The sequence below is a fragment of the Methyloglobulus morosus KoM1 genome, assembly GCF_000496735.2.
Lineage (GTDB): Bacteria > Pseudomonadota > Gammaproteobacteria > Methylococcales > Methylomonadaceae > Methyloglobulus > Methyloglobulus morosus.
On record NZ_AYLO01000021.1, the window covers coordinates 17,217 to 41,751 of the forward strand.

The 24,535-nt window shown below is 48.4% G+C and carries 15 protein-coding genes and 1 pseudogene; 7 read left to right on the forward strand and 9 right to left on the reverse strand.

The features are described 5' to 3' along the window. Positions 1 to 65 precede the first annotated feature (65 nt). From MGMO_RS03295 to sbcB, 3 genes are read left to right on the forward strand one after another with little or no spacing between them, the layout of a single operon-like run. Positions 66 to 1,112, forward strand: a complete 1,047-nt coding sequence (locus MGMO_RS03295) for an FAD:protein FMN transferase (protein WP_235557220.1) — start codon at positions 66 to 68, stop codon at positions 1,110 to 1,112. Beyond that, positions 1,109 to 1,288 carry a (Na+)-NQR maturation NqrM gene (nqrM, locus tag MGMO_RS03300; RefSeq protein ID WP_023493609.1) on the forward strand — a complete coding sequence of 60 codons (180 nt, stop codon included), beginning with the start codon at positions 1,109 to 1,111 and terminating at the stop codon, positions 1,286 to 1,288. Before MGMO_RS03295 ends, nqrM begins: the two co-directional genes overlap by 4 nt. Positions 1,289 to 1,312: 24 nt before the next feature. Beyond that, positions 1,313 to 2,770 carry an exodeoxyribonuclease I gene (gene sbcB / locus MGMO_RS03305; RefSeq protein WP_023493610.1) on the forward strand — a complete coding sequence of 486 codons (1,458 nt, stop codon included), beginning with the start codon at positions 1,313 to 1,315 and terminating at the stop codon, positions 2,768 to 2,770. A 21-nt stretch (positions 2,771 to 2,791) separates the two neighbouring features. Here the strand turns inward: sbcB and MGMO_RS21030 are convergent. The 8 genes and pseudogenes from MGMO_RS21030 to MGMO_RS03340 form a co-directional block, all read right to left on the reverse strand. Then, positions 2,792 to 2,863: pseudogene (locus MGMO_RS21030) on the reverse strand (SEC-C metal-binding domain-containing protein); the annotation flags it as partial. A gap of 37 nt (positions 2,864 to 2,900) precedes the next feature. Beyond that, positions 2,901 to 3,656 (reverse strand): hypothetical protein, encoded by a 756-nt coding sequence (locus tag MGMO_RS03310; RefSeq protein ID WP_023493611.1) that lies wholly within the window; start codon positions 3,654 to 3,656, stop codon positions 2,901 to 2,903. A gap of 32 nt (positions 3,657 to 3,688) precedes the next feature. Next, positions 3,689 to 4,489, reverse strand: coding sequence for a transglutaminase-like domain-containing protein (locus MGMO_RS03315; RefSeq protein WP_023493612.1), 801 nt, complete (start codon positions 4,487 to 4,489; stop codon positions 3,689 to 3,691). 122 nt (positions 4,490 to 4,611) lie between these two features. Beyond that, a complete protein-coding gene (locus MGMO_RS03320; RefSeq protein ID WP_023493613.1) occupies positions 4,612 to 5,307 on the reverse strand; it encodes a P-loop NTPase family protein in 696 nt (231 codons plus the stop codon). An 88-nt stretch (positions 5,308 to 5,395) separates the two neighbouring features. Then, the gene (locus MGMO_RS03325; protein WP_023493614.1) at positions 5,396 to 6,337 is read right to left on the reverse strand and encodes a transglutaminase family protein; all 942 of its coding nucleotides are present in this window, start codon (positions 6,335 to 6,337) and stop codon (positions 5,396 to 5,398) included. Beyond that, on the reverse strand, positions 6,334 to 8,904 hold the full coding sequence (locus tag MGMO_RS03330; RefSeq protein WP_023493615.1) for a circularly permuted type 2 ATP-grasp protein: 2,571 nt from the start codon (positions 8,902 to 8,904) through the stop codon (positions 6,334 to 6,336). Before MGMO_RS03330 ends, MGMO_RS03325 begins: the two co-directional genes overlap by 4 nt. An 85-nt stretch (positions 8,905 to 8,989) precedes the next feature. Beyond that, positions 8,990 to 10,291 carry a citrate synthase gene (locus MGMO_RS03335; RefSeq protein WP_023493616.1) on the reverse strand — a complete coding sequence of 434 codons (1,302 nt, stop codon included), beginning with the start codon at positions 10,289 to 10,291 and terminating at the stop codon, positions 8,990 to 8,992. A 91-nt stretch (positions 10,292 to 10,382) separates the two neighbouring features. After that, complete coding sequence (locus MGMO_RS03340) at positions 10,383 to 13,784, reverse strand: transglutaminase family protein (protein WP_023493617.1); 3,402 nt, start codon at positions 13,782 to 13,784, stop codon at positions 10,383 to 10,385. A gap of 391 nt (positions 13,785 to 14,175) precedes the next feature. Between MGMO_RS03340 and MGMO_RS03345 the strand changes: the two genes are divergently transcribed. Both MGMO_RS03345 and glk read left to right on the forward strand, forming a co-directional pair. Next, positions 14,176 to 17,436 (forward strand): glycoside hydrolase family 15 protein, encoded by a 3,261-nt coding sequence (locus tag MGMO_RS03345; RefSeq protein ID WP_023493618.1) that lies wholly within the window; start codon positions 14,176 to 14,178, stop codon positions 17,434 to 17,436. Then, on the forward strand, positions 17,420 to 18,388 hold the full coding sequence (gene glk / locus MGMO_RS03350; RefSeq protein WP_023493619.1) for a glucokinase: 969 nt from the start codon (positions 17,420 to 17,422) through the stop codon (positions 18,386 to 18,388). The genes MGMO_RS03345 and glk overlap by 17 nt, the downstream gene beginning before the upstream one ends. Before the next feature lie 165 nt (positions 18,389 to 18,553). Here the strand turns inward: glk and MGMO_RS03355 are convergent, their stop codons facing one another. Continuing rightward, complete coding sequence (locus MGMO_RS03355) at positions 18,554 to 21,619, reverse strand: Tn3 family transposase (protein WP_023493620.1); 3,066 nt, start codon at positions 21,617 to 21,619, stop codon at positions 18,554 to 18,556. Between the two features lie 394 nt (positions 21,620 to 22,013). Here MGMO_RS03355 and MGMO_RS03360 point away from each other — a divergent pair, with 394 nt between their 5' ends. Continuing rightward, complete coding sequence (locus MGMO_RS03360; protein WP_023493621.1) at positions 22,014 to 22,577, forward strand: recombinase family protein; 564 nt, start codon at positions 22,014 to 22,016, stop codon at positions 22,575 to 22,577. A 369-nt stretch (positions 22,578 to 22,946) separates the two neighbouring features. Continuing rightward, a partial coding sequence (locus MGMO_RS03365) for a DUF6531 domain-containing protein (protein WP_036306690.1) occupies positions 22,947 to 24,535 on the forward strand: 1,589 nt, incomplete at its 3' end.

Here is a 24,535-nt window from a genome sequence, read left to right on the forward strand (position 1 = left end):
TTCCAGAAAAATTCCTCAACCAAATTCAGTAAAATCAAGTTCGGTGAAATAAGGCAAATTAAGGCGTGTTACAAAAAACTAAATTTTATTGCAGTTGCCTGTCCTTGGTTTTTATCCTGTCAGCATGTGACAAGGTGGCAGAACAAAAGCCACAGGATTATCCGTACAATGCTGTCGGAATGACGATGGGGACAAGCTACAGCATCAAGGCCAGCACGTTACCCGATTCACTCACGCCGACCGAAATCAACCGCCAAGTTAAGGAAGTGCTTGGTAAGGTCAATGGGCAGATGTCCACTTACCAAAAAGATTCAGAACTTTCTTTATTCAACCAGAATACATCAACGGACTGGGTATCCGTTTCGCCAGAACTTTACGAAGTTATTAAAGAAGCTTTAAAAATTAGCCGGCTATCAAATGGTTTGTTTGATGTTACCGTCGGGCCATTAGTTAATCTGTGGGGGTTCGGGCCACAGGAAATGTCTTTATCGCCGCCCGATGACACTCTTATCAAAGAAAAGTTGAACCAAATTGGCTATAAGCATCTAATTATTAAGGATGATAGGTTTTTCGTCAAAAAAGACTTTCCTGAGCTTTATGTTGATTTGTCGGGCATCGCCAAAGGTTACGGTGTAGACCAAGTGGCATTGTTGTTGGAGCGCTTAGGGGTTATAAATTACATGGTCGAGATAGGCGGCGAAATCAGGGTGAAAGGCAAAAATAACCAAGGCCAACCCTGGCAAATCGCCGTTGAGAAACCAACTGCCGAAAAACGGATGATTGAAAAAATCCTAGCAATATCCGATACTGGCATGGCGACATCGGGCGATTATCGGAATTATTTCGAGGTGGACGGTGTGCGTTTTTCCCATACTATTGACCTGCGGACAGGGCGGCCCATTAACCATAAGTTGGCATCCGTCACGGTGTTAAGTGAAACTTCCATGGAAGCTGATGGGTTGGCTACAGCGTTTATGGTGTTAGGCCCCGATGAAGGGTATAAGTTTGCCGAGCAAAACCATATCCCTGCATTTTTTATTATTAAATCAGACAAAGGCTTTGACGAGCTTATGTCCACAGCTTTTATCGAAAGTAAGAAGGTGACAAAATGAGTTATTTTTTAGCGACATTTGCGTTGATGTTAATTGTGGTTGCACTGATGGCAATCGGCGTGATGTTTGGCAGGCGTGCCATCAAAGGTTCTTGCGGGGGCTTAAATGCAGGCAATTGCGTGTGCGTGGAAAAATGCGAAAAACGCAAAAAAATGGAAGCGGAAGGGCAAGTTTAAACCCGTTAGTTGCCAGTATTGCCCGTGACGCAAAGTTTATACTGGCACGATTACGAAACCTTTGGCATTGATCCCCGGCGCGACAGGCCATCGCAATTCGCAGGGGTACGTACGGATGTCGATCTCAATATCATCGACGATCCGCTAGTTGTTTACTGCAAGCCGCCCGCCGATTACCTACCCCACCCCGAAGCCTGTCTCCTGACGGGTATCAGCCCACAACTCGCTGAATCTAAAGGCGTCATTGAGGCGGAGTTTTGCCGTCTGGTTTACGAACAATTTGCACAGCCCAACACCTGTAGCCTGGGTTACAATTCCATCCGCTTCGATGACGAATTTACCCGCAACTGCCTGTACCGCAATTTTTACGACCCTTACGCACGCGAATGGCAAAACGGCAATTCCCGCTGGGATTTAATTGACGTTGTCAGGGCGACCAAAGCCTTACGGCCTGATGGCATAAACTGGCCGACCGATCCCGAAGGCCATCCCATTTTTAAACTGGAAGAACTGACCAAAGCCAACGGAATTGCCCACGAAGCCGCGCATGACGCGTTATCGGATGTCTATGCCACCATCGCCTTAGCCAAACTGATTAAATCGGCACAGCCCAAACTGTACCAGTTCTTATGGCAGAATCGAACAAAAGCCGAAACCTATAACTTGCTCCAGTTTGGCAGCTTCAAGCCAGTGATCCATGTGTCGGGCAGATATTCTAGCGACAACCACCGTCTGGCAGTCGTTTTGCCCATCTGTAAGCATCCAACCAATTCGAATGGGGTTTTGGTTTATGACCTGTCTATTGATCCTGCCCCCCTGATTTCTTTGTCGGTAGAAGAAATTCAGCAACGAATTTTTACCGCTACTGTCGATTTACCCGAAGGGGTAGAAAGAATTCCATTGAAAACCGTACACGTCAACAAATGTCCGGTACTGGCCCCAATATCCGTGCTTAAGCCAGACGACCTCCAACGATTAAACCTTAACTTGGCAATGTGCCATACGGCTATAAGGAAGATAAAAGCGGCACAAGGCCTGACGGAAAAAATCGCGGCGGTTTTTTCCAAAACGGATTATGCGGATTCAGGCCATGAAGCGGATCCCGACCTAGCCATTTATAGCGGCGGATTTTTTTCTGATGCGGATAAGCGCCTTATGACCAAAATCAGGAACACACTTCCAGGCCAGTTAGCCAACTTGAACACTAACTTTACTGATAAACGCTTGGCTGAGATGCTATTTAGGTATCGGGCGCGGAATTATCAAAATACGTTGCAGCCTGATGAGCTGCCCAAATGGCAGGAATTTTGTGCAAATAGGATCACGGGGCAAGTGCAAGGCGGTGGAATTACCCTGGCCGGATATTTTGGCGAGCTGTCCAGATTGCGCGATGAAACTATCGGTAACGAAAGTTTCTTAAAGGAATTAGAAGATTTTGCCTTGGAGAAAATGCATCAGTTAGGTTTGCAGGGTACGGACTGAAGCGACAGCTTGATTAGTTTGTTATTTCACCCTGGGATTTCCGCAACATTTCTTGAGTTTCTTTCCGTTGCCGCATGTGCATGACGCATTTCTTTGCTGCGTTGGGTGGTCTCTCTTGTCCGCTGTTAGCCTACAAAGTAACCTGCATCGATCTAATGGATTCTTTGTTTAAGCTAGGCAAAGCCGCAACCGCTTCACGTAACTTAGTTTCCCAACTCCGACGAAGTTGCAACAGATAGTCATTGTCGTCATCAAAACAGTAATATTCTTCAAACCTGAAGGTATCTTTACGGTAAATCAACATCTCAACCGGTGGCCCGACACTCGCGTTACTTCGAATGGTAGAGTCCATTGAAACCAGGCAACAACGCGCCGCTTCGTCAATGGACGTATTTAATTTAAGGAACCGATCCAATATAGGTTTGCCGTACTTACTTTCACCGATTTGCAAAAATGGCGTATTGGCGGAACTGGTGATACTGTTGCCTTCCGCATAAACCATATAAGCGCCGTGGGGTTCACTGCCAATCTGTCCCGCTAAAATAAAACTGGCCGACGGGTTAAACGCAGATTGCCCTTCAGCATTTAAGTGTTGTTTCTGTTTTTCCAGGCTTACATGGCCCAAATAAGCGGCGGCTTCGGATAAACATTCCACGTTGTTCACGTTGATTGGGGCGTTCTTGATTTTATCGCGGTGTAATTGCTCAAAAACAGCTTGTGTGGTTGCCAGGTTGCCTGCACATAGCAAAACGATAATACGGTCACTGTTGGTGGCAAAGGCATGCATTTTGCCGTGGGTGCTGACATTATCGATACCCGCGTTGGTTCTTGAATCTGAAACCAGGATAAGCCCTTCGTTTATGGAGGCAGCAATACAATAAGTCATGAAGGTTTAGGCCGTGATTACAAATAAATGGGTCAATTATCCAATAAATTGACTTGAACGTCCATGTTGTTCAAAACACAACCGGAGCCGAACTGATGAAATATGGAAACATCCGCAGCATCGCGACCAAAAGCAATAATCACCCTGCCGCCAGACAAGGAGTTTTGTGTCGGGTCGAAGGCATACCAGCGATTGCCGACATAGGCCTCAAACCAGGCATGTAAATCCATCGGTTGCAGATTGTAAAGATAACCGACAACCAGCCTTGCCGGTATGCTGATACTGCGGCAAAGCGCTATGCAAAGCTGCGCAAGGTCCCTGCACACCCCATGACCGAGATGATGTATTTCAACCGCTGATAACGGAAAATCGCTGGTGCCGGGCAAATACCGTATCGAATTGTGTACCCAATCTGTAATTGTACTGACCTGGTCATAACCGGGAAAAGCATCAACGGTTATTTTTCTGGCAAGATCGCCAAAGCGGTCAGATTCACAATAACGGCTGGGTAGCAAATAAGGCAGTGTTCCATTCGGTAGATGCTGTATTTCAATAAAATAAGCGCCTGGAGCGATGTCAACATGGTCGGTGACCATGACTTCAGCCGATGTGTTTATAAAAAAATCGCCCATGGGGGCAAGCAAACGCTGATACGAATTACCAAAGCTGTCGGTGCTTTCCACCATCGGTATTGCTGGGCTAATTGTAAAACTTTCGCAGTTGATCCATTGCTGTATGCCTCGAAAGGGACGCAGCATCAAGATTAAGGCCGTCTCTTCGATAACATGGAAATGAAGATTGCAACTGACGCTTAACTTCATGAGGTTAGACATTGGGAATATTGCTCGGTGGCTTTAATTCTGTAGCACACGATTGTGACCTTATGTTTATAATGAAATCAAATGCTTGCTTTTCTTCTTGAATCAAGTGGCTGATTCAGGGTTTCCTCAACTTATCAAACCCCAACAAAGCCGATTTCGTTATAGGCATGGTTCAGCCAGATTTTTACCCGCTGCCTTTCTAGTAATCCCAGGTTATTAAGGCTGTCGGCATCCTTGTTTTTTGCGGCCCAAAAACTGTAACTGTTGCTATCAATCTTGGTCATGACAGGCGCATGAAGTCGTTTTAGGGCAATAATTTTTGCATTCAAGACTAATGCTCGATCTTTAACGCCTGATGACTCCAGGATATTGAAGCTTTCGTCACGAATCTGGTTTTGCACCAAAACGTAATTCAGCGCATTTCCGAATTGATCGAGGAGTTTGTCCAACAAATCTACACAATCCTTCCCTGAGTCCATGACATTCCAATAACAAATAGATATTCCCAACTCTTCTGCCAATTCCAGCACGCCGGAATCTTCTATCCAGAGCGCCAAGGGATGATGAGTTTGGGCGGCCAGGTCAACCAGAATCCGCTGCTCCGGTTGTGCCGATGCCGTTTCGAGTAGGGTATCGAGGCTTTCGTAATTATCGATAACCGTAGGTGAGGCATAATCGCTATAAAAACGCAGTAATGCGCCGTGCGACCTGTCGGTATCAAAACCGATAAAGGGTATCTCATGATCGATCATGTATTGCGCCAATAGCCGGGCTACTACGGATTTTCCTACCCCGCCTTTTTCGCCGCCGATCAAATGAATAGTAGCCATGCATTCTCCAAGAAGTTCATAAAATGATTTGGGCTTATGGGTTATAAGCAAGCGGCCTTAAAAGCCAAACAATAGAAGTGAAATTTACTCATTCCAGCCTCAATACATCCACCGATACCGAAAGCGTATGTTGGCCGCCACCGAAAGCAATGCCTTTAAGCGGCGTAACATCCGAATAATCGCGACCCCAAGCCAACGTGACATGTTGGTCAAGGGGGACTTTATTATTGGTTGGATCAAAATCCAGCCAGCCGGTATCGGGGACATAAACTGAAAACCAGGCATGGGAAGCATCGACACCGACCAATCGTTGTATACCGGGTTCAGGCGTGGTTTCAACGTAACCGCTGATATACCTTGCCGGGATTCCGTAAGCGCGTAAACAGCCGATGGCCAGATGGGCAAAATCCTGGCAAACACCGCGGCGAAAGTTAAGGACGTCAGATAGGGGGGTCGCTATCGTGGTAAAGGTCGGATCATAAGTAAAATCCTGGTAAATTCTTCCCATCAAATCATGCACCACATCCACTAAGGCACGATTGGGCTGGAATGAGGGTTGCGCGTAACCGGCAAGTTCGGGCGTAACGGTCACCATGAGCGAATCAAGCAAGTATTGCTTGGCATCCATCAATTCGGCCGATTGATCGCGATTTTGAAATTGGACCTGGCCTTGTTGGCTTTGAAATTGTCCTTGGCCCGGTAAAGATGTCTCTTGCAGCAGGTTACGCACCTGCTCCCATAACAACTGGTTAAATAAATCCAGGGTACTTTGTTTGGGGAATACCGTCACTTCACTGATTGTGGTGACAGTGAGTTGATTATGGGGTTGCTGGATAGCAAAATAAGTTACGCGATTGCCAAAAAAATCTAAACGCTCATGAAAATCCATGGGTGTTGGATAAATTTCAAAGCGGCTATTGTCGCAGTTCTGCCGCCAAAAGTTTCGTGGCTGTAATCTGGCTTCATTCTGGCACAAACCGACCGGCTGGCTATAGGAATACACGGTGGTATGGGTAATGCGATATTTCACAGTTCGTCCTCGCGAGGATTCAGCATCATGAGCTGTGAAGTTTGGGAATGGCTAAAATAGGTCTCGGCGATGACTTCAGCAATTCGCCATAATAAGCCGGCTGTATTCGATAGAACCGTTTCCAAATTAGCATAAATACCACTGTTTTTGCTTGGCGAGCTTAATTCGAGCAGATTGCTTAGGCGTAAGTCCGTATAGACCTTCAAAATTAAACGTTCTTCTTCACTCAGGTGATTTTTATCATTGCTCCGTGGCAAAGCGCCAATATGGGCAGATAGCTGGTTCAGTTGATAGGCTACCGAACGAGGATGGGTTTCATCCAGCAATAATAATTCCAGCACCATAGGTAGTTGGATAAATGACCTATAACGCCGCTGATAAATAGTTAAACTATCAGTTGAAACCAGTACTGCTTCAAGCATTTGATTTTGCAGGGCGTCATCACATTGAAAAACAACGGTAGCGCGAAGCAATGCTATCAGCCCCAACGCACGTTCCAGTCTCCGTCCACTGTCCAGCATCAACCAAGCCGCTTCACGCGTCATACTCTCACTGGTCAGGCCAGAAAATGCAACGATACCCGTAACTAATTCATCCAAATAATTTTGTAGCTGTTCGATATCAATTTCATGATTGACGACCCGCTGTTGCCAACGACGTTGAAGGTTATCGACACAGCGCCAAGTATCTTGCGACCACAAATCGCGTATGCTGAATGCGGCTTGCACAAAGGCCTGAATATTGGTCGTCAAAGTGCCTTTACGGACGCTATTTTTAGTGACGGACAATAATTCAGGTTCGGGCGCTTTAAGGAATTGGGTATCACATTTTACAAACCCAGGGTAAGTCCCGGTCACTTGAGTCAGCGCCGGCAGCAATAACTTGAGGCATTCATTGTCGAGCGGGTCTTTTTGTTCGAGCGTTTCTCTCAACTTGTGCAATACAGTCCGCAGTAGCCGAGCGGATGTTTCAATCCGCTCAAGATGCCGTCCGACCCAAAATAGATTGTCGGCAGCGCGGCTAGTCAGCGGCTCAATGACAGCATCAATCAACTGGTTGCGCTTCGGTTGATTCCATAAGCTGACAGGCTTATCGGGTTCTGATGCTAATACCCAGGTGTCTTTGCTAATCCCGCCTGCTTGATTGGAAACGACAAAGTTATCTTTTTGCAAAGCAATACGGGTCAGCCCACCAGGCATGACGACGTAATCATCATCACTTGCGACGACAAAGTTGCGTAAAACGGCGTTACGTGGTTCGATTCGATGATCGACAAATGCGGGTAACGTTGAAAAGCTAACTTGTTCCTGAGCGATGAATAAATGGGGTTTGGCTAGAATTTGGCCCCGCAACTTATCCTTTTCATTGTTACTTAAGCCCTCGGCAAATACGGCATGGTTACCCAAGCTTCGATTTATAGGCTTAATGACTAATCTATCAAGATTTTGCAGGACAAAATCCCTTTCGCGGCGCTGCCCGCACCACCAAGTTGCAACCGAGGGAAGCTTAAGCTCTTCATTTAAAAAATGACGCGCCAATCTCGGCAAAAATGCCATCAATCCTGGATTTTCGAGAATACTGCTACCCAAAGGGTTGGCAATAGCGACATTGCCGCGCCGGACAACTTCCAATAGCCCCGCCACACCAAGCTGTGAAATGCTACGCAATTCCAAAGGATCGCAAAATGAATCATCGACACGGCGTAAAATCACATCAACAAGCTGCAGGCCCGACAATGATTTAAGCCATAACCGGCCATCACGCACGGTTAAGTCGCCGCCTTGGACCAAAGTAAAACCAAGGTAAGCGGCTAAATAGGCATGTTCAAAATAGGTTTCATTGAGTGGGCCGGGCGTGAGGACGACAATGCGAGGGTCTTCTTTATTGTGGGGCGCAATATCAGCGAGCCCCTTGCGCAAGGCTTTAAAAAAACCCGATAAGCGGTGGACTTTAGTTTCGCGCAAAATATCCGGTAACACCCGAGTCATCACCGTGCGGTTTTCCAGCGCATAACCGGAGCCGGACGGCGCTTGGGTGCGGTCATCCAATACCCACATGCGTCCCTTCGGGTCGCGGGCAAGGTTCGCTGAATAAATTGTCAGGTAACGCTGTTGGTCTTGTAACGCATCGACGCAAGGCCGCAAGAAGCCTTCATGCCCAAAGATAAGCTCAACAGGCAGCATGCCTTTTTTCAATAGTTTCTGCGGGCCATAAATGTCTTTAAGGATCAAGTTGAGCAATTCGGCGCGTTGTTTAAGGCCAGCTTCTATTACCGACCATTCTTCGCTGCTAATTAAGAGCGGAACAGGATCGAGCCGCCAGGGCCGGGTTAGATTTTGCGAATCACCATAAACATTGTAAGTGACTCCATTTTCGCGCAGCAAGCGTTGGGCTTCTCGCCGACGAAGCTCAAGTTTCTCGCTGCCCATGGCTTCAATCGCCGCCATAAACCGTTCCCAATAGGGAAACGGTTTATTGTCCGTCGCATACATCTCGTCGTAGATACCGAGTTGTGTCGGATAATATTGGGTACCAATATCTATGGCAGTAGGTTTGGCATTTGACATGGGTTATGCCAACTTGTTTTTTTTCATGTTTTGCTTGTTAGGCTTTCTTTCTCATATTAGGCATATAAGAAACTGCAACTGGACATCATCGTGGGATAGTATTTTTGTAGTGGCGTAATGGCTCCCCTACATAAATCTGGCGGGGACGGTAAATAGTCACCGTTTCGCCGTGTATCATCTCCCGCCAATGGGCTAACCAGCCTGGCATACGGCCCATGGCAAACAAAACGGTGAACATGTTCGTAGGGATACCGGCGGCACGGAGAATCAACCCAGAGTAAAAATCAACATTAGGGTAAAGTTTCCTGGAAATGAAATAGTCATCATTGAGGGCGATTTCTTCGAGCCGTCTGGCAATATCAAACAAGGGGTCATTCATGCCCGGTTTATTCAATAGTTTGTCGCAATGTTTTTTCAGCACCAAAGCCCGAGGATCGAAATTCTTATAAACACGATGGCCAAAACCCATCAACCGGCTTGATGAATTCTTATCCTTAGCCTGATTAATAAATTCCGTGCCGTCACCGCCTTCGGCGTGGATTTGTTCCAGCATCGAGATTACCTCTTGGTTGGCGCCCCCATGGCGCGGCCCCCATAACGCTGCGATACCCGAGGAAGCAACCGCATAAACATTCGCTAAGCTGGAACCTGCCGTTCGAACCGAAGAGGTGCTGCAATTTTGTTCATGGTCGGCATGCAGGATCAAAAACATATCAATTGCCCGCACAATATCATCATCCAGTTGATAATCACGGACGGGGGAAGCAAACATCATGGTAAGAAAGTTCCTTACATATTTCAATTTGTAAGAGGGATAAACAAGCGGTTCACCAATCGATTTTTTATAGGAAAATGCCGCAATAGTCCGTACTTGGGATATCAGGTTGGCGACAATTTGTATTTCGGTGGCGGTATCGAGTTGATCCGGCACCGGATAAAAAGTGGACAAAGACGCAACCATGGTGGCAAGTATACCCATGGGATGAGATCCTCGAGGGAAACCATTAAAAAAATGGTGCATATCTTCATGAATGATGGACGATTCATTCAATTGCGTTGAAAACTGTGTTAATTGATCTATATTAGGCAACTCACCGTGCAACAACAGGTAAGCAACGTCAGTGAACCGTGAATTTTCGGCCAGTTCTTCGATAGGATAACCGCGATAACGCAGGATGCCTTTTTCCCCGTCGATATAGGTAATGGCGCTCTCACAAGCGCCTGTATTGCCGTAGCCGTCGTCCAGGGTTATGTAGCCAGTTTGGCTGCGAAGCTTAGTAATATCAATCGCTTTTTCGCCTTCAACACCTTGGTAAGTGGGTAATGAATAGGTCTGGCCATCCAGGGTCAACGTTGCCGGAGTCAGCCTTTTTAATTTATCAGTCATTCTTGTGTCTCTCCAAATGTAATGGACGGCGATGCAGGTAAAAATTCTATGGGTACTTTACAAAGCCATTGCAATAGATGTCTACCGAAAATTAACGATTGCGATGACGTAAATCCAGGGTAAATGGATATTCTTCACTTAATTCTTCAGCAGGCGGTGACATTGCCCTAGGCGCTCCATCGGTGGCGCTAAAACGGGCAAGCAGGGGCTTATCGGAAGCCGCCGCTGGACTCATAGCCAGCGGCGGACGAATGATAACGCCGGGCGTATGCCCGTAATCCCAAAAGCGCGTCATGCGTCGAGTTTCTGCCGCATACGCATTGACTGGAAAATCGTCATAGCTACGACCGCCTGGATGGGCAACATAGTAGGTGCATCCCCCCACCGAATGACCATTCCATGTGTCAATTACATCTAGCACCAGCGGCGTATGCGGTGCAATCGTTGGATGCAATGCCGAAGGCGGTTGCCATGCCCGATATCGGACACCGGCTATGAACTCGCCTTTCCGCCCCGTGCTGCGCATGGGTAACCGTCGGCCGTTGCAGGCAATGACATAGCGGCCTTCGGTAAATCCGCTTACCGAGACTTGTAAACGCTCGACCGACGAATCCACATAGCGGGCGGTGCCTGTGCTGCTGACTTCCTCGCCCAGTACGTGCCACGGCTCGATGGCAAAGCGCAATTCCATGTCGATACCGTCAACCATTGTATTGCCGTAACGGGGGAAGCGGAATTCGAAAAAGGGGTCTAACCATTCAAGTTCGAAACCATAACCCGCGCGTTGTAAATCTTTAACAACCTGTTTCATATCTTCGCGGACATAATGCGGCAGCATAAAACGGTCATGCAACTCCGTGCCCCAACGCACGAGGTCGTGCTTATAAGGCTCACGCCAGAACCAGGCGATTAAGGATCTCAATAACACCATCTGTACCAACGACATGCGGGCATGGGGCGGCATTTCAAAAGCGCGGAGTTCGAGGATGCCTAAGCGTCCTGTAGAGCTGTCGGGCGAATAGAGCTTATCGATACAGAACTCGGAACGATGCGTGTTACCGGTTATATCGGTCAATAAATGCCGTAACAAACGGTCAACCAGCCAGGGTTCGGGCACTTCGCCTTCAGGCATTTGTTGAAAGGCAATTTCCAGTTCGTACAGCTTTTCATCTCGGCCTTCATCCACGCGTGGCGCTTGACTGGTGGGTCCGATAAACATGCCGGAAAATAAATACGATAAACCGGGGTGATGTTGCCAGTAGGTAATCAGGCTGCGCAATAAATCGGGACGGCGCAGCAAAGGGCTGTCGGTCGGTGTTTCCGCGCCCATGGTAATGTGATTGCCGCCGCCGGTGCCGGTATGCCGCCCGTCCTGCATAAATTTTTCAGTGCCCAGCCTGGATTGTCGCGCTTCTTCGTACAGGACGGTTGTTTTATCCACCAATTCCTGCCAGGATTTCGATGGATGGATATTGACTTCGATAACGCCGGGGTCTGGCGTAACCATTAACCGTTCGATACGGTAATCGCGAGGCGGCTCATACCCTTCAAGCACCACGGGCATCGCCAAGCTTTCGGCTGTCGCTTCAATGGCCGCAACCAATTCAAGATAATGTTCCAGCAAAGTCAACGGCGGCATGAAGATATACAGTCGACCTTCCCGAGCTTCAACGCAAAGGGCCGTATGGGGCACTTCAACTTGTATTGAGGGTTCAGCATCACCCAAATCCTGTCCAATAAAATCAGGATGTTCAACTGCTTTAGCTTCGATATGGCTGTAACGCTTAGCTACCTCACCGTGATAATCTTTCAAATCCGGCAAGTCTTCAAATAAGCTTTGTGGCTCCTGAGGGTCGCGTTTATCGGGCGCAACCCAAGGCAAGCTAGCTAAGGGCAAACGCATACCCATAGGCGAATTGCCGGGTATCAAGAACATCGCGTCGCGCCGGAAAGTCCAAGGGCCACTTTTCCAGCATTGTTCGGGCCAATTCCAGGTAATCGGTACCGCAAAACCAATCGGTTGATCTAAGCCGGTATCCAATAATTGGGTTAAGGTCTTCCGCTCGATAGAATCTTTGAGATTGCTTTTTAAGGGGTTGATATTGTCCGGTAAACTGCCTTCCTGCCAGAGATAATAGAAACTGTCTTCAAATGCGGTGTTTATATATTTAGTATGGATGCCTAAACGCTTGCTAAGTTGGTGGGTAAATTTTTCCGCCTGTTTTACGGTAAGCCCATAATCCTGGTTAATATCGGCCAATAAGGCTGGTTGGCGCCAAATAGGCGAGCCGTCTTTACGCCAAAAAATGCCGTATTGCCAACGCGGTAACGGTTCGCCCGGATACCATTTGCCTTGGCCGTAATGCAGCATAGCGCCTTCGGTGAATACATCCCGTAAGCGAATGGTCAATTGTTGTGCGCGTTCGCGCTTGTTTGCACCATCAGCGTGCGTATTCCATTCCGCACCTTCCATGTCATCGATAGAAACAAAGGTAGGTTCGCCCCCCATCGTCAGCCGGACATCTTGTTCGAGCAATTGTCGGTCGACAGCCTGTCCCAAGGCATCAATGCGATACCATTGGTCGTCGCTATAAGGCTTGGTAACGCGCGGGTCTTCATGCAAGCGCTCAACGGTATTGCTAAATTCAAACGCCACTTCGCATTTATCGGTGCCGCCTGTTACCGGCGCTGCACTGGCGGGGTCTGGCGTACATGCCAAAGGGATATGGCCTTCGCTCGCCAATAATCCCGAGGTGGGGTCAAGCCCTATCCAGCCGGCGCCCGGTATGTAGACTTCAGTCCAGGCGTGTAAATCGGTAAAATCCTGTTCAGGGCCGGAAGGGCCGTCCAATGCTTTGATGTCGGCAGTCAATTGAACTAGGTAGCCGGATACAAACCGGGCGGCAAGGCCGAGATGCCGCAGGATTTGCACCAAAAGCCAAGCCGAATCCCGGCATGAACCGCTGCGTTTTTTAAGCGTTTCTTCACAGCTTTGTATACCCACTTCCATGCGGATGTTGTAGTTGATCGCTTCAAAGACGGTACGATTAATTTCGACTAAGAAATCATTGATATTGCGTTTGCTGATGTCGAAATTTTTAACCCATTTTTTTAATAAATCCCCTTTTTCCGTGATTTCCAGGTAGGGCTGTAGTTCTTTAAGCGTCAATGAATCGTATTTAAACGGATAATTTTCCGCATACTCCTCAACAAAAAAATCAAAAGGATTAATCACCGTCATATCGGCGATCACTTCAACCTCGACGCTGAGTTTTCGGCACTTTTCGGGAAAAACCACACGGGCAAGGATGTTGCCGAATGGGTCTTGCTGCCAATTGATAAAATGGTTTTTCGGCTCTATACGCAGGGCATAAGCTTTTATAGGCGTCCTGCTATGTACCGCCGGACGTAATCTGAATACATGCGGAGACAGCGATACCAGCCTGTCGAAGCTGTATATGGTTTTATGGCGAATGGCGACACGGATGGTCATATTATTTCCTACTGACTCAGTTTTTTTATAAAGCCAAATTGTTTTAGATTCAGGGCTTACTCAATCCTCAAGCACAAATCGTTCCATCTAGTGATTGCGTTGGAAAAATGAACAAGTGATCAGCCCATGCCTACAAGTTGAAAAATTCATCTATCAGGTGATATTGTCTCCATTAGACAACCCTAGGGCTAAATAGCCAAATAAAATAAACAGGTCCTTTATTTTTTATGGTGCCGATTGGCAATCAATAAAGGCCGAAATCTGATTTAACCTAACTGTTGTTCAACATGATTCTGCGTGAATTCTTGCTAAAGGGCAAATGGCACAATTACTGCTGTATATTTTCTAATGATAAGCAGTTCTTTATAAGAAAATGGATAGATGACACATCATGAAACTGAATGATCCGCATGACAGGCTCGAAGCTTACTATCAGCAAGTACAGGATATCATCTTAAGTAAACAGAACTGGATCAGCGGCTTGTTGCCAGCCAGTACGGCAGTCAATACGCATGGGAATTATACGGATGCTTGGGTAAGGGATAATGTTTATAGCATCCTGGCAGCTTGGGGCTTGGCGATTGCTTATCGCCATAGCGGAGAAAATCAAGGGCGTTCGTATTATCTTGAGCAAAGTGTCGTAAAGCTCATGCGCGGATTGTTGACCGCAATGATGCGGCAGGCCGCCAAAGTTGAAAAATTCAAGCAATCCCAAAACCCGCACGATGCCTTGCATGCCAAATATGACACCCGAAACGGCGACATCGTGGTGGGCGACCACGAGTGGGGGCATCTTCAACTGGACGCCACTTCCTTATTTTTGTTGATGACAGCGCAAATGACGGCATCGGGCCTACGGATTGTCTTTTCCATTGATGAAGTCAATTTTGTCCAAAACTTGGTGCACTACATTAGCCGGACTTACCGGACTCCCGACTACGGCATCTGGGAACGAGGCAACAAAATCAACCATGGCATCGCTGAGCTCAATGCCAGCTCCATCGGCATGGCGAAAGCGGCACTGGAAGCCTTATCCGGCTTTAACTTATTTGGCAAAGAAGGAGGGCAGGCTTCAGTCATCCATGTCATCAGCGATGATGTTGCCCGAACCCGCATTACACTGGAATCGCTTTTGCCCAGGGAATCCATTTCTAAGGAAACAGATTCTGCGTTGCTTAGTATTACCGGATTCCCCGCATTTGCAGTGGATAACCCCGGGATTCGAAAAAATACCGAATCGGTCATCCGTGAAAAACTGGAAGGCAGGTATGGTTGTAAGCGATTTTTGTTGGATGGGCACCAAACAGCCTTGGAGGACGGTTGTCGTCTGCATTATGACCCGCATGAACTCAAACAATTTAAGGATATTGAATGCGAGTGGCCGTTGTTTTTTGCTTATTTGCTCCTAAATAGCCTGTTCACGGGCAATGCAAAAGCCGCCAGGGATTATCGTAACAAATTAGAGGCGTTGCTGGTTGAGCACAACGGTCAACTGTTATTGCCGGAATTGTATACCGTCCCAAATGAAATGATTGCCGCAGAAAAGGCCAATCCGCACAGTCAACAACGGATGCCGAATGAAAATATCCCACTCGTTTGGGCGCAAAGCCTCTTTATATTGGGTAGCCTTATCCAGGAGGGTTTGCTGGGGTTGGATGACATCGATCCTTTGGGTCGATATAAACCGATTAATCAAAAAAGCCATAAGCTGCAAATAGCCTTGTTGGCACAAGACGACTCAGTTCAAGAGCAATTGCTGACTGAAGGGGTTGACACCCAACAGCTTGCCGAAATCGTCCCCATCCAAGTCAGGGAGGCGGTGGAATTGGCCGAAGCCTATACCCATGTGGGCAGGAATGACCGGATGAGCTTGACGGGCCGTCCGCTCAGGCAGTTAAGGTCACTGTCAACATCGCAATTGTACATATTGTCGGGCGCACGATTGGTGTTTTTACCGCAATGCCTGAGTCAGAAAGGGTTTTATCTGGCAATGGATAACCGCTTGTTGATTGAACGGCTACGTTCGGAATTTTCATATATCTATAAGCATTGGAACAAGGCCAATAATCCACTGTTTGTTATGTCGATTAGGCACAATATGCTGACTAGCCAAAATAAAGGCATCCTGATCGACTTTATCAAAGAATTACACTCGGGTGAAATGAAAGGGATTCCTGTCCAATTAGGCTTGCTTACCGAGTTCATTGAAACGGCCAGCTTTGAAAAAATTGATTATTTGCATGATTTTCAATTCTCGGTCGCCTCCTGGGAAGAGCCCGAACGCCCGTTTTTGCAAATATTGCCCTCCGATAGCAACCCGCCTACACCGATTGATACGATGTTATTAACGGAATGGGAATTGAGCGCCGATCACGTACTGATCCAGCAACTAAAAACCAACCCAAACCTGTACGCCCAACTTGAAATATTGACCTTCTTGAACAATCGTCATGGCCTAGCCTATGATACCGGCTTAACCGCCATAGACGGCAGTATCGGCCATGTGTCCAGTTTGTTGGAAGAAATCTATGCGCGGGCGGGTGACCAACACACTTGGTTTATAGTCAGGCGATGTGCGAGCCTGTTGGGCAAGTACGATATCAATCTCGAGCAAGCTGCCACTGACATACTGGTGCGTCAACATGCCTTATCCGTCGGCTTGGTTTATAGCGGCAAGTCTACATTGACCCGCCCCGTCGATTCTTGGGAAATTCTCCACCTTATTAAAACGTATACCAGTAAGGACGGGAATGAACAGATCATGATTCAAGAGTTAATCCTCTATTTGGGCATGTTAATCAAGTCGAATCCGCAACTGTTCTCTGATATCCATACCATTAGGGTAGGGCAAATTCTCCAGTTGATTATTGCCAAACAAAAACGCGAATCAACTAAGGGCGATTTGCACTACACCAATGACCAGGCATTTAATGAAATAATGAGCCTGTCGCCGTATGAACTATCGAAAAAAGTTCACCAAACCATCGTCGATTACAGCAATAGCGAGATTAAAACGGGCTTTTTGGAAAAATTAAATTACGTCGGCGATTTTCTGGGCTTAAATAAGGCAATTTTTGCAAAAGCCGCGATGCCTACCGATTTCGAAAGGTTCGAAAATTGGTATCAGTGGCGTGAGATGCGGGGCAGTATCGGCAAGGAAAACGATAGCTTTTTTGCCCATGTGTGGGATTTGCTGCACCGATGCAAGGGTGTGGTCATTGGCGATAGGCTCAACAGCAAACGGCGATTGGACAGCGAAATCGTATTGGCGCACATGACCGCTGGGGAACAAAGCTTCAAGCTGCACGTCAACCACTTGCTCAATAAAATCCAACTGCCTGTGCACCGTCAGCTAACCGTGGAAGTGCTGACGGTAATCGCAACGGTATTTCATGACAATCCAACATTACGGATCGACGATACCTTGTCTACGGATTCGTTAATAGAACATGCCGCCAAAATAGCCAGCCAAAAATGGCATCGCAACGCACAAAAGAATGACGAACAGGATGAAGAATCGGTATGGCACTATTTTTATCACTTGCCACCCCATAAAGTGGCCAATTGTTATGTGGAGGCTTTGACCCATTTGCTCGATAATACGCCACAAGATTTTCAACAAACGGAGACGGCAGATGATCTTGGCAGGTGACATTGGCGGCACTAAAACAGTACTGGCGTTAATCGACAGGTTGCCGGACGGTTCAACCGCCTGGATTAAGGAGGAGGCTTATCCAAGCCAGGATTACCCAACATTTGATGCTATTTTGGAGCAGTTCCTGCCCCGTGGCATTAACCTCATATCGGCCTGTTTCGGTATTGCCGGCCCTGTCGTAAACCAGCATTGTCAAATGACTAACTTGTCATGGTCTTTGGACGGCACAACATTAAAAACCCAATTGGGTGTCGAAAAGGTAAAGCTGTTGAATGACCTGGAAGCCATGGCGATTGGGATGTTGCATTTGCCGGAATACGACTTGGTCGAGCTAAACCCCAATGCCATTGCCCAATCTGGAAATATCGCAGTCATTGCTGCCGGGACAGGCTTGGGCGAAGCCCTTTTGTATTGGGACGGTGAAAAACATCACCCAATGGCAACCGAAGGGGGGCACTGTGATTTTGCCCCGCAAACGGTTCAACAGGATAGGCTGCTGACCTACCTGAGGACGTGCTATCCCGAGCATGTCAGTTATGAGCGCATCCTGTCTGGCATAGGTTTTAGCCATCTTTATGATTTTCTCTGTGCGGATGGTTTTGCGCCTGCTTGCCCTGACGTGCCCGACATTGGGAGCGGGATCGATAGGAACGCAGTCATTTCCCAGTTAGGCGTTGCGGGGAAAGATCCTGTCTGCGCCGAAGCAGTCAGGCTGTTCGTGGAAATCTACGGTGCGGAAACGGGCAATTTGGCGTTAAAGGCATTTGCCTTAGGTGGCATTTATATCGGCGGCGGAATTGCCCCCAAAATCCTGCCCATCATTAAAGACGGAGGATTCTTGCAGTCATTCAACGCCAAAGGCCGGTATTTGCCTTTGCTCGATCAGGTTTCTGTCAAAATATCATTAAACGAGCGCACGCCATTAATGGGAGCCGTTAATTATTATTAGATATTCCACTAAGTCGATTGCGTTCATGATTCGATAAGTCCTGGGCGAGGAATCAACACAAACCGCCCGTTCCGGGGAAGTGTGCACATAGCTGCAAAAAGCGCCACGTAATGGGGTTAATTAACCAAAAGAACGGTTTGTCCTGCGACCCCTCCTAAACCCTTGCTACAAGCGGCTTACAGCCGAAATATCGATTTTAAAACCGGCAATAAAATTCTTGATAAGCTCTTGAATATTAAGCACATCCCCTCGGTTATAAAATTCATACTTACCGATGAAGTTGATATGCTGCCAGGCCACTGGCGAAAAACGCAGTATTTGTTTCGCCATGTCAGTGGCAACCGATTGATAATGCTGATAAAGCGCTGACAGCAGCGTCGCATTGTAAAAGATCACCGCGTTGGCAATGAGCCGGATGGAGTCGGCATTGATGTCGAGTTCGATTTCGGTCTTGCCGCTCAGCATCCTGCCGCCGCTGACTTTGGCAATGGTGGAGCTTAACTGGTGGTAGGATTCGCCACGGTTCAACGAGCCTTGCACCACTTCGCGGATTTCCTTGCTGTCGATATAATCCAGCAAATAATCAGTCATGATGATCTCATCGAAGGCAATTAGTGCCTTTAGCGCCGGGCTGGTCTTCTTATAGGAAGACAGCTTGCTGACGATGGTGCTTTGAGTTGTTTTCTTAAGGGCCAAGGAAGCCAATATCCTCAATACATTGTCCCACTCCTTGACGATAAGTGCCTTATTGACCTTCCTGCTGGGCTTGATGATGTGGTGCTTATAGTTGTCTGGCTCATCAAAACACACCAGGTTATTGTCCGACTTGTCCTGCAACTGGGTGAAGCGCGGCATGAAACGGTATCCAAACAGATACATCAAGGCGAAGTTGACACGGTTGATGCTGTGCATGTCGCCGGATATTGCCGTGATTTCAACATCGGAGGTGTTGCTCTCCACAATATCCAACAAGAAGTGGCTTTCGTGCTGGTTCGCGCCAATGACTTTCAGGCACAACGGCAAGTGGTTGGCGTTGATTGCCAACAAGACCACGCCTTTCAACATACCAAAATACTTCTTTGCATGGCGTGATTTGATCGTGTGGTATTTGGTGACCAATTTTTGGCCGTCAACGCTGGCGTGGACACCGTAATCGGCCAAGTTGTACTCGGCAAAGATCGGCAGTTTGGCCGTATGGTTCATGATCAAGTCATTCGCGGCATAGAGGGTTTGGTAGCGGACATGGTTTTTGCCCACCCGTTCCAGGTCGCTTTCCTTAATGTCGCTGATCTCTTTCATCCGTTTGGCTTCAATGCCGGTGGCATTGGCGATGACACAGGCATGGATAACTTCAGGGTCTGGGCTTAATTTCGCGTATTTGGGCTGGAGGTGCGTAAAGGCCTTCATAAATCCGGTAGCCAGTGCCGTGAATTTCAGGATGTCTCCAATACTGGAGACATTCAGCTTTTCATAAAATGGGTTGTTCATCCCGTCATCCAGGCGGACATAGGGCAGCGTCCATTTCAGCAGTTCGCCCTGCTTGTTGTAATGGGTTTTCAGGCTGGGGTTCTCACCGCTGCGGATAGCGTGGTTCACTTGCCCATACTTGATTTTCATGTTGGCTTCGAACTGGTTTAACATGTCTTCTACATCCATCGACAGCAACGGCATATTCAGTTCTTTTAAAATCTTATCCTTGTTCTGCGTCCATTCGCCAATGTCGATTAGGTCATCCTCCAGGGAACAATACCAGTGGCTGTCCTTGACGAACACCGCCGTGTTGGCCATGCCCTGCTTAAGTTGGTGGTACACCATGCTTTCATAGCGGTCGCCATCCACCTTTTTGACCGACGGTTGCCCATTGATGGACACTTTGTAGGTCAGGAACTTTTTCAACGCGGGTGGGCAAAAATCCATCGGCACGTCTTGATAGCGATAATCCCGGAACGGCTGCCCACCCTCCAGGTGCCACCTTAAAAATGCAACCGCCCGGGTCAAGTTGTCCTTGGTACAGGAAAATTCCAATACCTTGAACAGTGGGCGGATATTTTTCTTTACCGTCAGTGCAATCTCCCCGTAGTATTGCCAGCGGTAAAAGTCCCGGTCCAGGTTGGGCTTGTCAAAATCCTTGAGGAATTGTTTGTATCCCTCAAGCGGCACCACTTCAAAGGCCTTGGCCCGGACTTGGTCATCGGGAATCCGGCTGTCTATATTAACCGCCATCACCTGGAACGCCTGTTTCCGCAATCGCGTGTCCTCGGTTTCCATCAACTCAATTTTGGAGCGTTGATAGTCGTCCGCGCCGTCGGAATACTTGGCCATCTTCTGGATCAAACTAGACACCAGATGGTCATTGATTTTGAGGAAGCGGTGATGGGCATAACAGAGCAAATACAGGCGCACCAGGTTTTTGTCGGCAAAGCGACGGAGCTTCTGGATGCTGTAAAACTCCGCCAGGTTCGCATAGTAGATGATGTTCTGTTTGGAAATGCCCAGTTTCGGCATCAACAGTTGGGACTCTCGGTAAATGCCGATGACCAGTTGTTGTTTGGCGACACTTTTCTTGATCTCGGTGATGCTGAAATCCTTCTGGTCTTTTTTGAGCAAAGTGAGGTTATAAAACAACTCGTCGTTGGCCAACAGCTTGTCCAATTGCCCACGAAGCCCTTTGTCGGTATCGGTATAGAGCTTGGTGACCAGCCGCTTACGCTCCTCCCGAAGTGCGATGGATACTATGTCCTGTAAGCTTGAGTATGCAGGCCTGAGCACATTTTGCAATTGGCAGTAGGACAGCAGTTCTTCCAGAACGAACCGGGACAGCACATGGCGTTTGGCAAGCGCTTTCGCTTCCTTGAGCAATTGTCTTTGAAATCCGGCATCGGCGTCCCTTAGCCCAAACTGGTTCATGACGGCACAACGGTTTTGGTAGTGGTGGTTTTTCGACACCTGCTTTTTTAGGAAGGGTTCCCCCGGGAAATACTGTTGCAGGATGAACTCAACTTCACCCTTCACTTTTTGGAAGCTGAACAGGAAGAAGGTGCCGATGGCCCGGTAATAACCCAGTTGGAGGATATAATCGACTTTGCGGGCGGTGTCGTTTCCCAGGGTATCAAGGACAGCCCTGTCTTCATTGTCGAGGCTGAACAGGAAAGACCGCTCTTCATCATCCAGCGGGGGGATCGCATACAGCGCGTCGATTTCTTCCTGGGTCAATATGGTCAGGCGTGCCATGCGGTCTTATATCCTTGGTGATCGTTGTTGTTATGGCACGCTAACTCTACTGCCCCAAAATCCATTTTAGGCTATTTCGATACACTTACACCTTTGATATAGGCTTGCTTCCCCAGAATGCCCTTTAAATCCTATGGGACTTTGGTGCCGTTAGTTTAAACTCACCCTCGTTTAGTAGTTTGGTGCTGTCCTGTCCTTTGTGGGGTTGGGTCATGGCATGGTTCGTTTTTCTGTCATAGACAGTCACTCTGGATCGGAATCTGATAAATCTAACCTATCAATAGGCCCTGCTCCAGTGAGAGGTGGGCAAACCCCATAAAAGCCTATCAATAGGCCGCTTTTTGATTTATGATCGACACCCTATCACAACCCCTAAAATTCCAGTGAGGGAAATATGATCATCGGCTACGCACGGACTTCGACGGTAGACCAATTGGCCGGCCTTGAGGCGCAACTTCGGGAACTGGAAGCCGCCCAGTGCCAAAAAATCTTCCGGGAGCAGGTGTCCTCCGTTGCCGTCCGTGCCCAACTTGAAGCGGCCCTGGAATTTGCAAGGGAGGGCGACGTGCTGGTCGCCACCAAGCTCGACCGCCTGGCACGGTCGGTGGCGGACTTGATGTCAACCGTCAAGGCCTTGGAACAGAAAGCGGTGGGCTTGCGTATCCTTAACTTGGGGATGGACACCCAGACCCCGACCGGCAAGCTCATGTTGACCGTCCTGGGCGGCATCGCCCAGTTCGAGCGGGAAATGATGCTGGAGCGGCAGCGCGAAGGGGTCGCCAAGGCCAAGGCCGCCGGCAAATACAAGGGGCGCAAGCCGATCCCGGACGACCTGCGCCAAGAAGTTATTGCCCTCGCCGCCAGCGGCCTGGCGAAAACCGGCATCGCCAAGCGACTCAATATCGGCGAGGCCAGCGTCTACCGCATCCTGGCGGCACACCCAAAGGCGGGGGCTTAAAAAGAGTTCGCCGCCATAAGGGGGCAAGCCAAACGTCACTTGACGGCTGTCCACAACAGCCCAGAAACGTCGACAGCTTCACAAATTTGGATAAAATTGTCCATTTTTGAATCCGCAAAGGCCAAATTATGGACATTCAGAAAGAAAGCCACTAAGATGCGCGGAATATTTTTGGCGTTAGGGATTGGTGGCTAAGTGGTCGAATATGCAACCCCTTTGTTCTAGGGCATATAAGCCTATCGGAAAATGCCTTAAACGTCAGTCCACATGGGTGTTCTTAATAGGGTGGTTGGTAGCTGTGTCCCGTATAAACTGGCGCATTCACGAAGGTCACTTTTTTTCCAAACAGCAAACAGCGGGTGTCAATAGATGGCGGATCGGGGGATAACAGCAAGAGTGGTAGGGTACGCACCGCGTAACACCAAAGTCCAACACGTACGCGGTGCGTATCCTACGTGGCTTACGGCCTTACTGCTATTTAGCTTTTTTACCACAACCAATGCCAGCGCAGATTATTATTGGTATATCTTCGGCCAGTCCAGTATAGGGCAGTTTTCAAGCTATGCACAAGCCTGTGAACGTACAAGGAAATTAACTGAAGATCAAGCTAATATATTGTTTAACAGTTCAAATTCCCGCCATATAAAAACTTACTTGCACAGTTGTCAACGTGTAAGACAAAGAGACCCAAATGGTGTGCCAAACGAATATTTTTGTGGTGGACCCTTCACAACTTGGTTCGTTTTTTCTAGCAATGCATATTTTACTAACGGCTTTTGTGAAGCTGGCGCTACTGCGGTACGCGTCCCAGACACCGCCTCTGGTACATGCTCCGACCCCAGCAAACCGCTAAACCCCGACACCGGCAGTTGCGAACCGCCGCCCAAAACCCCACCGGGATGCCCTTCAACGCCTAAACCGGTAAACATTGTTACTGGTAACAAGCATTTCGACATCGCTGATTTTTCAACCCAAGGCACATCGCCCTTGCATTTCAGCCGTCACTACAACAGCTTGGCAAGCTACCAATACTTGACCACGTTCGGCACGGCGGGAATCACCCGTAACCCAATAGGTTTCCAATGGTCGCACAATTATTACAAAGGCCTGACTGTCCTATCGGCCACCCAAGTCAAGTTGACCCTCAGCAGCGGCCAAGCCTTTAACTACAACTTGGTGTCAGGTGCTTGGCAACCCGATGCCGATGTCACTTACCGCCTACAAGAAAACTTGAGCGCAGGTGTGCGTACCGGCTGGACGGTGTCTACCCCTGATAATACTGTTGAAACCTTCAGCCCCATTGGCGACTTGCTGACCATCACACAACCAAACGGTCTCACCCAAACCCTAACCTACAGCACCAATACTACGCCATCAGCTATTGCAGCATTTCCTGGCTTCCTCATCCAAGTCACCGACAACTTTGGGCGAAGCTTGAATTTTACTTACTCTGGTGGCCAATTGGCCACGATGGCCGACCCCGTCGGCAACATCACCAGCTACAGTTATGACCCCTCCGGCAACCTCAAGACCGTCAACTACCCTGACAACACGCCTACAGTCCTGACCGACAACCCCAAGGTCACCTATGTTTATGGCAACGATGCCGGGGAAGCCGCCAACGTTTCCGCCACCCCCAATGCCGGGGTCAGCTATGCCAATGCCCTAACTGGTGTAATCGACGAAAACGGCATTCGCACCATGACTTACCAGTACGACGCCAACGGCAGGGCTTTCAACGAGTTCTCCAGTGGAAATATTGAGAAATACAGCCTGAACTACGCCCCCGACGGCAGCAGCACCGCCGTCACCGACCCGTTAGGCTCAATCAGGACCACCCACTTCACCACCGTCCTGGGCGTGGTGAAATCTACCGGCACCGACCAGCCCGGCGGCTCCGGCTGTAGTGCGGCCTCGTCTGCCATGACCTACGATGCCAACGGCAACGTCGCCTCAAG

Coding starts and splice junctions, on each gene's coding strand:
- MGMO_RS03330 (WP_023493615.1), bottom strand. CDS start 8,904: ATGTCAAATGCCAAACCTACTGCCATAGATATTGGTACCCAATATTAT.
- MGMO_RS03310 (WP_023493611.1), bottom strand. CDS start 3,656: ATGACTTATTGTATTGCTGCCTCCATAAACGAAGGGCTTATCCTGGTT.
- MGMO_RS03345 (WP_023493618.1), top strand. CDS start 14,176: ATGAAACTGAATGATCCGCATGACAGGCTCGAAGCTTACTATCAGCAA.
- MGMO_RS03335 (WP_023493616.1), bottom strand. CDS start 10,291: ATGACTGATAAATTAAAAAGGCTGACTCCGGCAACGTTGACCCTGGAT.
- MGMO_RS03360 (WP_023493621.1), top strand. CDS start 22,014: ATGATCATCGGCTACGCACGGACTTCGACGGTAGACCAATTGGCCGGC.
- glk (WP_023493619.1), top strand. CDS start 17,420: ATGATCTTGGCAGGTGACATTGGCGGCACTAAAACAGTACTGGCGTTA.
- MGMO_RS03340 (WP_023493617.1), bottom strand. CDS start 13,784: ATGACCATCCGTGTCGCCATTCGCCATAAAACCATATACAGCTTCGAC.
- MGMO_RS03315 (WP_023493612.1), bottom strand. CDS start 4,489: ATGTCTAACCTCATGAAGTTAAGCGTCAGTTGCAATCTTCATTTCCAT.
- MGMO_RS03320 (WP_023493613.1), bottom strand. CDS start 5,307: ATGGCTACTATTCATTTGATCGGCGGCGAAAAAGGCGGGGTAGGAAAA.
- MGMO_RS03355 (WP_023493620.1), bottom strand. CDS start 21,619: ATGGCACGCCTGACCATATTGACCCAGGAAGAAATCGACGCGCTGTAT.
- nqrM (WP_023493609.1), top strand. CDS start 1,109: ATGAGTTATTTTTTAGCGACATTTGCGTTGATGTTAATTGTGGTTGCA.